This window comes from Enterococcus sp. AAFC-DPL-5146, from assembly GCF_058216635.1.
The window spans coordinates 850458-864501 of the sequence record NZ_CM177103.1 but is presented as its reverse complement, the minus strand read 5'-3'; the positions used below and the strand labels follow the sequence as shown (position 1 = coordinate 864501).

At 35.7% G+C, this 14044-nt stretch carries 9 protein-coding genes; 4 read left to right on the top strand and 5 right to left on the bottom strand.

The annotated features are described in order from the left end of the window. Nucleotides 1-79: 79 nt before the first annotated feature. Together pcrA and AC4BB2_RS03905 are read right to left on the bottom strand one after the other, a co-directional pair. On the bottom strand, nucleotides 80-2320 hold the full coding sequence (gene pcrA, locus AC4BB2_RS03910; RefSeq protein WP_490474130.1) for a DNA helicase PcrA: 2241 nt from the start codon (nucleotides 2318-2320) through the stop codon (nucleotides 80-82). A 540-nt stretch (nucleotides 2321-2860) separates the two neighbouring features. Then, the gene (locus tag AC4BB2_RS03905; RefSeq protein WP_490474129.1) at nucleotides 2861-4339 is read right to left on the bottom strand and encodes an alpha-amylase; all 1479 of its coding nucleotides are present in this window, start codon (nucleotides 4337-4339) and stop codon (nucleotides 2861-2863) included. 184 nt (nucleotides 4340-4523) lie between these two features. Between AC4BB2_RS03905 and AC4BB2_RS03900 the strand changes: the two genes are divergently transcribed. The 4 genes from AC4BB2_RS03900 to AC4BB2_RS03885 all read left to right on the top strand — a co-directional run bounded on the left by AC4BB2_RS03900 (nucleotide 4524) and on the right by AC4BB2_RS03885 (nucleotide 9517). Continuing rightward, on the top strand, nucleotides 4524-5276 hold the full coding sequence (locus AC4BB2_RS03900; protein WP_490474128.1) for a DeoR/GlpR family DNA-binding transcription regulator: 753 nt from the start codon (nucleotides 4524-4526) through the stop codon (nucleotides 5274-5276). Further along, the gene (gene pfkB / locus AC4BB2_RS03895; protein ID WP_490474127.1) at nucleotides 5273-6187 is read left to right on the top strand and encodes a 1-phosphofructokinase; all 915 of its coding nucleotides are present in this window, start codon (nucleotides 5273-5275) and stop codon (nucleotides 6185-6187) included. Before AC4BB2_RS03900 ends, pfkB begins: the two co-directional genes overlap by 4 nt. A gap of 410 nt (nucleotides 6188-6597) precedes the next feature. Further along, on the top strand, nucleotides 6598-8520 hold the full coding sequence (locus tag AC4BB2_RS03890; protein WP_490474126.1) for a PTS fructose transporter subunit IIABC: 1923 nt from the start codon (nucleotides 6598-6600) through the stop codon (nucleotides 8518-8520). Nucleotides 8521-8737: 217 nt separating this feature from the next. Further along, a complete protein-coding gene (locus AC4BB2_RS03885; RefSeq protein ID WP_490474125.1) occupies nucleotides 8738-9517 on the top strand; it encodes an SDR family NAD(P)-dependent oxidoreductase in 780 nt (259 codons plus the stop codon). 54 nt (nucleotides 9518-9571) lie between these two features. Here AC4BB2_RS03885 and AC4BB2_RS03880 read toward each other — a convergent pair whose 3' ends face one another. From AC4BB2_RS03880 to allB, 3 genes are all read right to left on the bottom strand, one after another. Continuing rightward, a complete protein-coding gene (locus AC4BB2_RS03880) occupies nucleotides 9572-10903 on the bottom strand; it encodes a hypothetical protein (protein WP_490474124.1) in 1332 nt (443 codons plus the stop codon). A 202-nt stretch (nucleotides 10904-11105) separates the two neighbouring features. After that, on the bottom strand, nucleotides 11106-12350 hold the full coding sequence (locus AC4BB2_RS03875; RefSeq protein WP_490474123.1) for an MFS transporter: 1245 nt from the start codon (nucleotides 12348-12350) through the stop codon (nucleotides 11106-11108). A 170-nt stretch (nucleotides 12351-12520) separates the two neighbouring features. Beyond that, complete coding sequence (allB, locus tag AC4BB2_RS03870; RefSeq protein ID WP_490474122.1) at nucleotides 12521-13888, bottom strand: allantoinase AllB; 1368 nt, start codon at nucleotides 13886-13888, stop codon at nucleotides 12521-12523. Nucleotides 13889-14044 lie beyond the last annotated feature (156 nt).

The following is a 14044-nucleotide window of genomic DNA, read 5'->3' as shown; positions in this document are numbered from 1 at the left end:
AAACGTGTAGCGGGCTTTTTTAAGCTCTGAAAGAAAAATAGAAAAATGTGCTTGTTGCTCTTCTTACCTCACACATATTTTATATTTTTTCAATTGGAGCAAATGCTGCTAATAAGCGCTTGATGCCTTTTTCTGGGAAGGCTACGTCTAGTTCTAAATCTTTGGCTGTTCCGCCAACACGAACCACGGTTCCTGTTCCCCACGCTTTATGTCTGACTTTATCTCCAGCTTGCCATGCCATTGATTCGCCTCCACTGGCAACTTTATCTGTCACAGGCTGCTTGGTTGGCTGAGCATAAGCTGGTTTAAATACTTTTGGTTCAAAGGTTCTAGCTGGTGCTTTTGGTGTAGCAATCGAACCTTGCAAGTCTAATAATTCTTCATCAATCTCATCTAAGAAACGACTTGGACGATTGTATTGCGTTCTTCCATATAATGTCCGAGAAAAAGCATTCGATATATATAGAATCTCTTCCGCTCTAGTAATCCCAACATAAGCCAAACGACGCTCTTCTTCCAACTCACTTTCTTCCAACATCGCACGAGATAAAGGAAACACGCCTTCCTCCATTCCAATCAGGAATACGACTGGAAATTCTAGACCTTTGGCTGCATGAAGTGTCATCAACGTTACTTGAGACGTACTTTCTTCTAAGTTGTCCAAATCAGAAACTAGCGCTAAATCATTTAAGAAAACAGCTAATTTTTCATCTGGTGCATCCGCATCTTCTAGATCCTGACGCTCATAACGCTTATCAAATTCTTGCGTAACTGTTAAGAATTCATCTAAGTTTTCTAGGCGTGCTTGAGATTCTAAATTATTTTGTCTAACTAATTCTTCACGGTAACCACTGCGTTCTAAGACTTCTTTTACTAATTCTGTAATTGTTAAATACGGTATCATTTGAGTTAAGTCTTGAATCATCATACCGAAACTGCCTAACTCTTTGCCAGCTTTTCCTGAAATATTTGCTAGATCCACATTTTGGGCAGCTTCTAACAATGACCAACCATGCATCTGAGAAAAACTTCTTAATTTTTCGACAGAGCTTTTACCAATGCCCCGTTTCGGCTCGTTTACTACTCGTTCAAAGCTAAGTGAGTCCATTGAATTAGAAATAATATTTAAGTAGCCTAAGATATCTTTGATTTCTTTGCGATCATAGAATTTATGTCCGCCAACCATCGTATATGGAATATTTGATTTCAACAGCATTTCTTCCATAACACGAGATTGCGCGTTCGTACGGTATAAAACGGCGAAATCGCCATAGATTCGGTCTTTTTCACGTATTTCTTTTTGGATCTGACCAACAATATATTGTGTCTCATCTCTTTCGTTATCTCCACGATAATAAACAATTTTTTCTCCGTCAGTATTTTCAGTCCATAGTTCTTTATCCCGACGATTGCTGTTGTTTTTAATTACATTATTGGCTGCATCTAGAATTTTTTTAGTTGAGCGGTAATTTTGTTCTAGCATAATTACAGAAGCATTTGGGTAATCTTTTTCAAAATCCAAAATATTCTGCATGTCAGCGCCACGCCAACCATAAATACTTTGGTCAGCATCTCCTACGACACATAGGTTTTTGAAACGTGCCGCCAGCATGTTTACTAAAGTGTACTGAGCGTGGTTCGTATCTTGGTACTCATCCACGTGAATGTAATGGAACTTATTCTGGTAATAAGCTAATGAATCTGGATGATCATTAAATAAACGAATGGTATTCATAATCAAGTCATCAAAGTCCATACATTGGTTGTTTCTTAATTCTTTTTGATACATTTTATAGCATTTTGCTACGACTTCCTCGTAAGGTGTCCCTTGTAATTCTGCCACTTTTTCTGGTGTCTGCAGCTCGTTTTTAGCGTTGCTGATTGTTCCTAAAATCGAACGAGGATCGTATTTTTTCACATCAATATTCAGTTCATTTAAGATTCGTTTCATCAATGTCCGCTGTTCAGAAGTATCAATGATTGTGAAGTTACGGTTATAACCGATATGATCCACATCACGTCGTAAAATACGAACACACATAGAGTGAAATGTAGAAACCCAGACGTCGTTCCCACCAGCTTTCAGTAATTTCCCAACACGTTCTCTCATTTCTTTTGCGGCTTTATTGGTAAAAGTGATTGCTAAAATATTCCATGGATTAACATCTTTTTCTTCAATTAAATAAGCAATACGGTGGGTCAAGACTCTTGTTTTCCCACTACCTGCACCTGCCATAACTAATAAAGGCCCTTCTGTATGTAGAACGGCTTCTTTTTGTCTTGGATTCATACCTTGGATCAAGGCGTTTTCTTGTGCCATCATCAACGTCCTCTCTCTTTTTTCAATCTTATCTATTATACCAAAAATGGAAAGAAAATTCTTTAATAATGATGGAATTTGTGAAACGATAATTTCGTTGTTGTTAAGTTGGTATTTTAGGTTGCAGTTTGAGTGGATTTGATTTTTTCTGAATAGATTATGCGGAAAAATAAAAAAGTCTCACTCAATAAAGAGTGAGACTTAAGGCTGACGAATATATATATTAAATCTTATTTCAATCCACTCACTCAATAAAGAGTGAGACCGTAAAAAAGTAACAAATTATCAATATATTTGTCATTTCTACACGTTAAATCTTTCTAAAATGAGAAAAACAAAGGTTTGTCATCCATTTTACTCTAAAATAGGGTGCGAATCTCCCAGTAATTTCATATGCACTTGAGATTCGCACCAAAATTCTATAAACTTCCCAGCTTCATCTCTATTATTCTTAGTATAATTAGTCTTCCAGTAGAAGTCACGTACTAATTGTAAAAAATCTCACAGAAAACACTGTTGTTAATCAAGTCTCTTTATAAACTACTCACCCGACACACCATTCAATTTACCTACGATTTCTTCATTTACATAAACCGAAACTTCTCCGCCATTTACAGGAAATATTCCGGCACCAGTTTCATCCAATATGACTTTTGTCGGGTTGTTCCCTAAGATATCAACAAACACTTTACCTGCATGTATCGCACTAATTGTCATTGTCTTTTCGCTAGCTTGAGCATTCGTCATGATTACTGCATAACCAGATTTTTCTCGATCAAACGTTCCAGTTCTCACCCAGCCAATCACATTCGGATCATCAAAATAGTCCATTTCATTACCATAAGCTAAACGCTCACGGATTTTTAACAACAATTCTAAATCTTTCCCGACAGCATCCACCTCTTGAGAAGGAATACCGAACATATCTCCCCAAAATACAACAGGCGTTCCTGCTTTTCTTAACAAAATCAGTGCATAGGAATGAACTTTAAACCAGCCATCTACCCAAGACTCCAAGCTTTGTCCCTTTTGCGTATCATGATTATCAACAAACGTCACCGCCCATTCAGGTCGTTCTTTTGCTAGCGTTCCTTCAAAAATATTTCGCATGTCGTATTGTCCATCTGAGTGAGCTGCTTCATAAAAATGATAATGTAGCGGAACATCAAATAAAGAAATCAGCGTTCCTGAACTATCGATATAATTAGTCAATTTCTCAAGTTCACCATTCCAGTATTCCCCCACAACAAATAAATCACGGCCTTTTTCTTTCCTTCTATTTAATAACCAATCGACAAAGTAATTAAACTGAATATGCTTTACCGCATCCAAACGATAACCATCAATATCCGTCAATGATTGATACCATTGCCCCCATTTATTTAGCTGATCGACAGTTTCAGGATATTCCATATCTAAATTACAACCCATTAAATAATCATAGTTGCCATTCTCACTATCAACTTCTTTTTCCCAGCCTTTTCCTTCAAAGTTAAAAATGCCATGATCTTTTCGTCGATCATCAAAATCAACACCAGAAAAATTTCTCCAGGTCCAAGTATAGTCATTATATTTACGATTTCTTCCTGGAAATGTAAATTTTGTCCATGCCAAAATTTCTTCTTCACCACTTAGTGCTTCATTCCGATTATCTGGACGATACTTTACTGCGGCAACACTTTCTTCCTCATCCGCTCCCATAAAATGATCAAAAACAATATCCCCGTAAACTTCAATTCCGGCTTCTTTTAACGCCTTGATACAAGTTAAATATTCTTCTATCGTCCCGTACTTAGTTGGAACGCTTCCTTTTTGATCAAATTCACCTAAATCGTACAGATCATAAGGCGCATAGCCCACATCTTCTAGACCTTCCGCACCTTTATAGGCTGGAGGAAGCCAAATCCCATTGATGCCTTTTTTATGTAATTCTTCTGCTAGTTCAGTCAGTTGTTTCCAATGTTGACCATCTGCTGGCAGATACCATTCAAATCCTTGCAATATTGTACGATTGTTCATACTTATCCCTCCGATTTATCCTATACCCATTAAGCCAAAGAACAAACATCTTTGTCAACTGATATAATTGTACCTTTTTCCAGCACTAATGATCGTTTTAAATCAAAAATGATTGTTTTTGACCGTTTTTGATTGCACCAGTGATTTTAATGTGCTATTATATTCAATGAAACGAGGTGTGAAAATGCTTACAGAAGAAAGACATCAAGCTATTTTACGTTTATTAGACCAAAAATCAGTAGTTAAATCACAAGAATTAGCTTCCTTACTCAACGCTTCTGAGTCAACAATCCGTCGAGATTTACAAGAATTAGAAGATGCTGAATTATTAGAACGTATTCATGGCGGAGCAAAGCGAATTTTAAATTTAGGCTTTGAACAAGATATGACTGAAAAATCAGTCAAAAACACGCATGAGAAAAAAGCGATTGCTCAACTGGCTTCTCAATTTGTCCATGATGGTGATGTTATTTATTTAGATGCAGGTTCCACCACTTTAGAAATGTTACCTTTTCTAGCAGGTAAAAATATCACAGCTGTCACAAATTCAGTACATCATGCAGCTAAGCTTGGCGACCTAAATATCAGTACGATTATTCTTGGTGGTTCATTAAAACTATCTACCAAAGCTATTATCGGTTCAACAGGGATGGAACAACTTAGCCATTTTCGTTTCAATAAAGTATTTATGGGAATGAACGGTGCCCATCTTGAATTTGGTTTGACTACACCAGATCCTGAAGAAGCTGCTTTAAAACGTTTGGCTATTGCTCAGGCGCAAGAAGCATATGTACTGATTGATCAAACAAAACTAAATAAAGTAACTTTCACAAAAGTGACTGATCTTGAAGAAGTGACACTTTTGACGAATCATTGTTCAACAGAACTATTGAAACAATTTCAGAAAAAAACTACTATCAAGGAGGCCGTGCAATGATTTACACAGTGACATTAAATCCTTCAATTGACTATATCGTTCATGTAGAAGGACTTAAATTAGGTGATTTGAATCGAATGACAAATGATTTGAAATTGCCTGGAGGAAAAGGAATTAATGTTTCTCGAATTTTAAAAAGAATCCAAACTGAATCAACTGCTCTAGGTTTTTTAGGCGGTTTTACAGGAAATTTTATTTCTGACTGGTTGAAAAAAGAGGAAATCCAAACAAAATTTACACCTGTTCGTGAAGATACTCGTATCAATATCAAACTAAAATCTGAAACTGAAACAGAAATCAATGGTTTAGGACCTGCCATCAGTAATGAAGAGATGCAAGAATTAAAACAATCACTAAGTATGATTTCTGCTGGTGACATTGTCGTTTTATCTGGAAGCACTCCTGCAACACTGCGCAAAGGTTTTTATGAAGAGTTAATTCAGATTATTAAAGACAAAGAGGCTGAATTTGTTATTGATACAACTGGTAAAGATTTACTAAATGCTTTGCCGCAAAAGCCATTACTTATCAAACCAAATAACCACGAATTAGCGGAATTATTTGATGTTTCATTTAATTCTGTAGAGGACATTTTACCTTTTGGAGAGCGCTTATTAGAAGATGGTGCGCAACATGTAATTATCTCCATGGCTGGTGACGGTGCTTTACTTTTCACAAAAGATGGAACCTATCGTTCAAACGTATTAAAACGTCCGCTAAAAAATTCTGTTGGCGCTGGAGATTCAATGATTGCCGGTTTTGTTGGTACATTTTCTAAAAACAATGACCCTGTAGAAGCTTTCAAATGGGGTATTGCCTGTGGCAGCGCAACTGCATTTTCAGATGATTTAGCATCTGTCGATTTAATCCATGAATTGATTTCAGAAGTAGAAATTGAAAAAATCAGCTAGTTTGTCAGAATGAAACGAGCTTTCTACGCTTTATATTATCTAGCTTCGCGGGCTAACCTCTCGGAAAAAAGATAAAAATTAAATGTGACAAAAAACGTCACAGTTAATTTTCCCTATTTTTCTGTCGAGACAAACGAGCTTTCTACGCTTTATATTATCTAGCTTCGCGGGCTAACCTCTCGGAAAAAAGATAAAAATTAAATGTGACAAAAAACGTCACAGTTAATTTTTCCTATTTTTCTGTCGAGACAAACGAGCTTTCTACGCTTTATATTATCTAGCTTCGCGGGCTAACCTCTCGGAAAAAAGATAAAAATTAAATGTGACAAAAAACGTCACAGTTAATTTTTCCTATTTTTCTGTCGAGGTTAAACGAGCCCGCTACGCTTTTAAATTTAGGAGGAAAAACAATGGATATCAAAGACTTACTTGTCAAAGATGTGATGATCATGGATTTACAAGCAACTGATAAAAAAGGTGCTATTGATGAAATGGTCCAAAAAATGTATGACAGTGCTAGAATTTCTGATATTGATACTTATAAAAAAGGAATTCTTGCACGTGAAGCTCAAACTTCAACGGGTCTCGGGGATGGTATTGCCATGCCCCATGCAAAGAATAGTGCGGTTAAAGAGGCAACTGTTTTATTCGCAAAAAGCAACAATGGAGTTGATTACGAAGCTCTTGATGGACAGCCAACTTATTTATTCTTTATGATTGCTGCTCCAGAAGGTGCAAATGATACTCATTTACAAGCGTTAGCCGCTTTATCACGCTTACTGATTGATCCCGACTTTGTGGCAAAATTAAAAGAAACAACTACTCCTGAAGAAGTTCAAGCTCTTTTTCAATCAGCAGAAGAAGCGAAAGAAGCAGAAGAAAAACGAGAACAACAACAAGAAATAACGAAAAACACCCAAGATACAAATAGAAAATTTATCGTGGCCGTTACAGCTTGTCCCACAGGAATCGCTCATACTTATATGGCTGAGGATTCCTTGAAAAAGAAAGCAAAAGAAATGGGCGTTGATATCAAAGTTGAAACAAACGGTTCAGAAGGAATCAAAAATCGCTTAACAGCCGAAGACATTGCTCGTGCGGATGGTGTGATTGTTGCTGCTGATAAAAAAGTAGAAATGAATCGCTTTGATGGTAAGGAATTAGTCAATCGTCCTGTAAGTGACGGTATTCGTAAAACTGAAGAATTAATCACACTAGCAACTAGCGGAACAGCTCCCATCTTCCATGGCTCTGAATCTGAAACTAGCGAAGATGACGGATCAGCAGAAGGTTCTATTGGTTCAAGAATCTATAAAGACTTGATGAATGGTGTATCACATATGCTTCCATTTGTTATTGGTGGTGGTATTGCTATTGCACTATCATTTATGATCGACCAATTTATTGGAGTTCCTCAAGACCAGCTAAGTAGTCTTGGCTCTTACAATGAAGCGGCCTCTTGGTTTAATCAAATTGGTGGAGCTGCCTTTGGATTTATGTTACCAGTTTTAGCTGGATTTATTGCATCTAGTATTGCGGATCGACCTGGATTAATTGCCGGATTTGCTGCAGGTGCTTTAGCTAATACAGGTGGTGCAGGATTCCTAGGCGCATTGATTGGTGGTTTCTTAGCTGGATATGTCATTCTGTTCTTAAAGAAACTATTCAAAGGCTTGCCAAAATCGCTAGATGGAATCAAAACTATTCTATTTTATCCAGTCTTCGGTTTACTGATTACTGGTGGTTTGATGCTTTTAGTCAATATTCCAATGAAAGTCATCAATGATGGATTAAACAATTTCTTATTAGGACTTGATGGAACAAACGCTGCCCTTTTAGGTGCTTTACTTGGCGGTATGATGGCTATTGACTTAGGTGGTCCAATCAACAAAGCTGCGTATGTATTTGGTACAGCTTCTATCGCCGCAACTGTTACAGAAGGTGGAAGTATTATTATGGCTTCTGTTATGGCCGGAGGTATGGTTCCTCCTTTAGCTATTTTTATTGCAACATTGATCTTTAAAAATAAATTTACTCAAGATCAAAAAGATGCTGGGTTAACAAACTTAGTAATGGGACTATCTTTTGTTACAGAAGGCGCAATTCCATTTGCAGCAGCAGATCCATTACGTGTAATTCCAAGTTTCGTCGTAGGTTCTGCATTAGCTGGCGGGTTAGTCGGTGGATTCGGTATTCGTCTATTAGCTCCTCATGGCGGTGTCTTTGTAGCGCTTTTATTAAGTCACCCACTCTTGTACTTGGTGTTTATTGCAATAGGTGCGGTCGTTTCCGCAGTTATTTTAGGAATTGTAAAAAAACCAGTTTCAAAATAAACGCTTTATAAATAAACATAGCGCCTCAAATGTTAGAATCTAGTTTTTCTTTCATTTGAGGTTTTTTTTGATAAAAAACAAATATTTCATGATTATATCATTAGCATTTAAAAAAATTCTATATTAAAATTATACATAAGAAATGTACATTCTTTACAAGATAAAAAAATTTTGTTGGTAAAATATTTTTTTTGAATACTCAGAAAGGATAACTATAATGAGAGTTCATTATAGCGGTTTTTTTAATATGAACAGATTATCAGGTAAAGTAATGTTAATTACAGAAAGCGAAAGTTCTATTGGCACTGTGACTGCTAATTTGGCTTCCAAAGAGGGTGCCGTTGTTGTTTGTGCAGGTCAAAATTTAACTAACATCACCACTCTCATTTCAGAAATAAAACAAGTTGGTGGTATCGGATCAGCAATTCAGCATGATGTTAGTTCCATCCATAGTTGGAAAAAAGTAATTAGTCATACAATCAAAACTTATGGAAAAATTGATGTTTTAGTTAACAACGCAGGAATTTCCTCGCCTAAAATGATTTTGGAATTAGCTACTGACGATTGGAAGAAAATACAGGGAATTGATTTAAACAGTCTGACTTATGGTTTGAAGGAAATCCTTCCAGTTATGATAAAAAATGGAGGTGGATCAATTATAAATGTCTCATCTCTTGAAGGTTTAGTTGATTCAGCTGATAGCAGTCCTTATATTGCAGCGAAAGATGTGATTCGTTCAATGATACTTGACGCATCTTTTGAATACGCAAAAGACAATATTCGAGTAAACTCAATCTGCCCAGGTACAATTGAAACACCTGTAATTGAAACTTTTTTCCCAAATATCAGGCCTCATTATAAAAAAACGGTTCGATTCCCTTACTTGGGAAAACCAGAAGATATCGCTAATGGTATTATTTATTTAGCTTGTGATGAAGCTAGCTTTGTTACAGGGGCTAAACTAGTGATTGATGGAGATCGAACAACTATAGAATAAAGGCTAGAACAAAAGTGTTACTACTTTTGTTCTAGCCTTTATCTACTCTCTCTGCTATTCACCGATATCGTTTGTCTGATTAATTGATTCTAAATAACTATGATCTAAGAATACGACATGCAAATGATTCTTCGCTTTTCTTAGGTCAAAACGTGTAGATAATTCTTTTTGCTTCAGATTACTAATGTTGACATCAAACAATTTATCCCACAATGCATCTAAAGGAACTTCTTTGATCGCTTCTTTTGGCAAATAAAACCGTAATACAGAAACAAAATCATCATACTTCTTATCCAAAACATCGATTTCTAAAAACTGACGTATATAAAATTCATATGCAGAAAGACCACCGTCAATAGTCATTTCCGGATTTAAAATGCGATAATTCATCATTTTGCGACTCTTTTCGTCAATCCAAGGAAAATAAGCTTGAGCATTTAATATGCCTTTAGTACGGTTTTCCACATATTTATGTTGGATATTATCATAACTTCTAGTAATAAAGTAAGTTGCGTTCTTTTTTTCAACAGGTTGATAATAATCATTTTGGTATTGAACTGTTTGTATTACACCTTCAGTAAAAGCATATTCAATGTATGGTGGACGTAACACGCCAGTTCCATTATTCCAAGCCAATTGATCATACCCCATCTGATCTCTAAACAGACGTTGATATTTTTTATTGACGGGCAAATCCCAGTTAAATGGGTTATTAAATAATGTCACTTTAATCACTTCATTATCTAATGTAGTTACTGACTGTACTTGTTGAACCTCTACAAAAATTGACTTAGGAATATGTTGAAAGTATAAGCTAGAGTAATACATTTTCCAACATGAGGTTAAACACAAACCTTTGAAATAAATAGCATAACCAGCCAATTGATTACAATCTACAATCACCGATTTTTTACTATTATATTGTTTAGGTAATTCATTGATTTCAGCCTCTGTTTCGAAGGTTCTCTTATCAATGCATTCAACATTATTATACAAATACTCATCTAAGGAACGAATATAACTATAAATACCATTTTTAATCATTTTTGTTTCACAATAGTCTTCAATCATCGTTTGGTAAGCCAAGAAAATAGCACCATCTAGAATCGTCCGTTCATAAAGATTCAGCTTAGAAATATGAAGTTGAAATTCTCCACCTTCGCTGTTCACTTTGATCCATAGATTTTCTTCAGCTGTAAGTTTTTGAATTCGATGAGTCAATGTCTTCAAATCAAACTTTTGAACTTCTTCCTCACCAAAACTACAACTTTCTGGTATTGTTAAAATCCGTATAAAACTTAACCAATCAAAAATCTCCTGCTTCAATTCTTCTAAGGAAATAACAACCCGTTGAGTGACCATATATATTTTTTCTGTCTTTTTCATTTAACCCACCTCATTCCTTAAGATAAGTATAACGAAAAAAAAGACAGACTTCATCTAATATACTTTCAGAACAAAAAAACTATTGAGATTCGAGTTTTTTTCGATAGAACAAGCTACTCAAATCCATATAAACTAAAAAAACACTCTATTTTTTCAATCTAAACCAATTTGAAAAAAATAAAGTATTTTAATATATATATGATCATTGTTGATTGACATTGGTTTTCCCAATAAATCGATTAATCAGATAAAACAACAATGTGCCAATTCCTATAATCAGAATCGCTAAATAAAACGCATAAATCTTTGATCCAGTGATGTCAGAAATTTTCCCAGTCACCGATGGTACGATCACAGAAGCAGACATACCAAAAAAATTAAATACGCCATACATCGTTGCAATGCTACCTTTAGGTGCCGATTCCCCTAGCCAAGAAATGATGAGAGGTTCAACAGCTAACTTCCCAAAAAAACCATACGCCATAATACCGATTACTAAAATCATTTGATTGCTAGTTGTTACAGTTAAAAACAACACACTAGCTGCTAGTATCTCAAGAAAAATAATCAGCTGAACTTTTTTATGAGGTATTCCATCTGCAATACGGCTAAAAATAAGTGCACCTGGTATCGCAGTAAAAAAGACCAGCGATGAAGCTAAACCTACTGAAGTTCCCGAAAAACCTTTTTCTGTTTCTAAAAAATTAGGTAACCATGTATCGATCAAGTAATAAGTGTATAATGTTGAAAAATACAGAATATAAGCTGAAATCATCCGAGGCTTGAATAGTGCTTTGACAGAGGTACGTTTTTTTAGCTCAGTTTCCTTATGACTAGTCATTGCATTTTTTGGTTTTTCCAATCGAATATAACGTAAAAACATAAGAATCGCTAAAAGGATCAACACAATCGTTGCAAAGATCAATGTTTGCCACGGTAAAATCCCTGTCCCTACCAGATAACTGGACGAAATTAAACCTAATCCGCTTCCAATTGCGGTTCCACTATTGACAACTGCTGTCGCTAAACTTCTTTTAGATACTGGTACATATTCTGCCGTCAAAGAATAAGCAACCCCATAATATGTCCCACAACCCAATCCAGCTAAAATACTTCCAACAAAAACAATACCAATATTTTGAGCCAAACCAACAATTAACGCACCTAATCCAAATAATAAAAAACCAGGAATCAAAATTTGTTTTTTCCCTAACTTATCTACCAACACCCCTGAAGGAATTTGCATACAAACATAGCCGAGGAAATAAAAACTTGAAATATGACCTAACTGAGCATCACTTGCACCACCAAAATAATCACTAATGATTGGATAAATAGGTGTCAATATCGTTCGATATATCCAAATAACAATCCAGCCAATCGTTAATATATAAATAATTTGCTTCCAATAAGGAGTACCTTTATTTTTCCTTTTGATTTCATTCATATTTTATGTTCTCCTTTATCAAGTTAGATCAACTAAATGAGTATCTCCTTTAATTTTTTTCCAAGAATAACGTGAGAATCTACTGAATTATTTTCAAAATTAAAAACAACCAGACAATAAAAATAGATATTTTCATGTCTGATTGTTCCTTCACAGTTTTATTAACTTGTTTATTTCTTTATAAATGCGCCAACAAAATCCGTTGTCACACCAGCTTCCTTATTATAGATCACATGACCTCTTAAAATTGTCTGAATCACTTGAGCACCAATTGTTCGACCAATGTAAGGACTGATCTTATTACGATACTCTAAATCTTCTGCTTTTAATGTGTATGGTGCATTCGGCTTGATTAAAACAAAGTCAGCGTCTTTGCCAATACTGATACGACCTTTTTGCTCTAAATCATAACGATCAGCTGGATTTGCCGCAATAATATCAGCAAATTTTTTCAATGACATCCCTCTTTTTTGAACACCTTCATCAAAAAGAACATCAACGTTATTTTGAACGCCAGAAATACCGCCCCACGCTTCAAAAGCATTAGTTTTATCTTTTAAATCAGGTGTACATGGTGAATGATCAGATGTTACAAAATCAATTTCACCAGATAAGACTTTTTCCCACATGCCATTTTGATTTTCTTTGTCACGAATGGGTGGCGAACACTTAACAACTGGCCCAATTGCATCCAATTCATCTGTATCAAAGTAAAGGTAGTGAGTACAAGTTTCACACGTAACATCAACACCAGCTTCTCTTGCTTTAGTTACTTCTTCAACACCTTCTGGACAGGCAACATGACAAATATGGATGCGGCAGCCTGTTTCTTTAGCAAACAAAATTGCTCTACGAATCGGCTCTACTTCTGTAAAAACTGGACGACTTTCAACATATGCTTTTAAAGTTGTTTCACCATTTTTATAGGCAATTTCTCCTAATTTATCAGTAATTGCTGCGTTTTCTGCGTGAATAGCTAAAACTTTACCAGTTTTAGCAACTTGCTTCATTCCTTCGTAAAGAGAATAATCATCCACATTCATAAAATCGCCATCTATACTGCGGTCACCACAAGTTGCCATAAAGCATTTATACGCGGCTACTCCGCCATCATTTAACTCTTGAATACCCCCCTTCAGATTAAAGGGTACCAAACCTCCAAATGAAGCAACATCTGATTTAAGTTTCCCTTGTCCTGCATGATATTTTATTTCTAATGACTCACCATCAACAGTTGCTGGAACTTGGTTTAATGGCATCTCCATAAATGATGTTACACCGCCTTTAGCACAAGAAGCTGTTCCGGTGATATACCCTTCCCATTGATCCCGATAACCTCCACCTGGATCAGTGATATGAACATGAGCATCTACCATACCAGGGCTAACTACTAAACCAACGGCATCAATTACTTTTTCTGCTGCTCCTAAGTCATTACCAATCGCTGCAATCACACCATCTTTTACAGCAATATCTGTTTTAACCTCTCCTGACTCCAGAATCACCAATCCATTTTTGATTACTAAATCATAACTCATTTTCTCTCCTCCTAAATTTAAAAGCGTAACAGACTCGTCCTGTCTTTTTCCGATAGACTAGCCTGTGCAGCTAAATAATATACATTAACAACATTCCACTTTATACCAATCAATAACAACTCATCTCTTCATTGTATTTCTTGGCATCTTTCAAAA

Excerpts from the sequence above, each read along its gene's own strand:
- pcrA (WP_490474130.1), bottom strand. The coding sequence starts at position 2,320 with ATGGCACAAGAAAACGCCTTGATCCAAGGTATGAATCCAAGACAAAAA.
- AC4BB2_RS03905 (WP_490474129.1), bottom strand. The coding sequence starts at position 4,339 with ATGAACAATCGTACAATATTGCAAGGATTTGAATGGTATCTGCCAGCA.
- AC4BB2_RS03900 (WP_490474128.1), top strand. The coding sequence starts at position 4,524 with ATGCTTACAGAAGAAAGACATCAAGCTATTTTACGTTTATTAGACCAA.
- pfkB (WP_490474127.1), top strand. The coding sequence starts at position 5,273 with ATGATTTACACAGTGACATTAAATCCTTCAATTGACTATATCGTTCAT.
- AC4BB2_RS03890 (WP_490474126.1), top strand. The coding sequence starts at position 6,598 with ATGGATATCAAAGACTTACTTGTCAAAGATGTGATGATCATGGATTTA.
- AC4BB2_RS03885 (WP_490474125.1), top strand. The coding sequence starts at position 8,738 with ATGAGAGTTCATTATAGCGGTTTTTTTAATATGAACAGATTATCAGGT.
- AC4BB2_RS03880 (WP_490474124.1), bottom strand. The coding sequence starts at position 10,903 with ATGAAAAAGACAGAAAAAATATATATGGTCACTCAACGGGTTGTTATT.
- AC4BB2_RS03875 (WP_490474123.1), bottom strand. The coding sequence starts at position 12,350 with ATGAATGAAATCAAAAGGAAAAATAAAGGTACTCCTTATTGGAAGCAA.
- allB (WP_490474122.1), bottom strand. The coding sequence starts at position 13,888 with ATGAGTTATGATTTAGTAATCAAAAATGGATTGGTGATTCTGGAGTCA.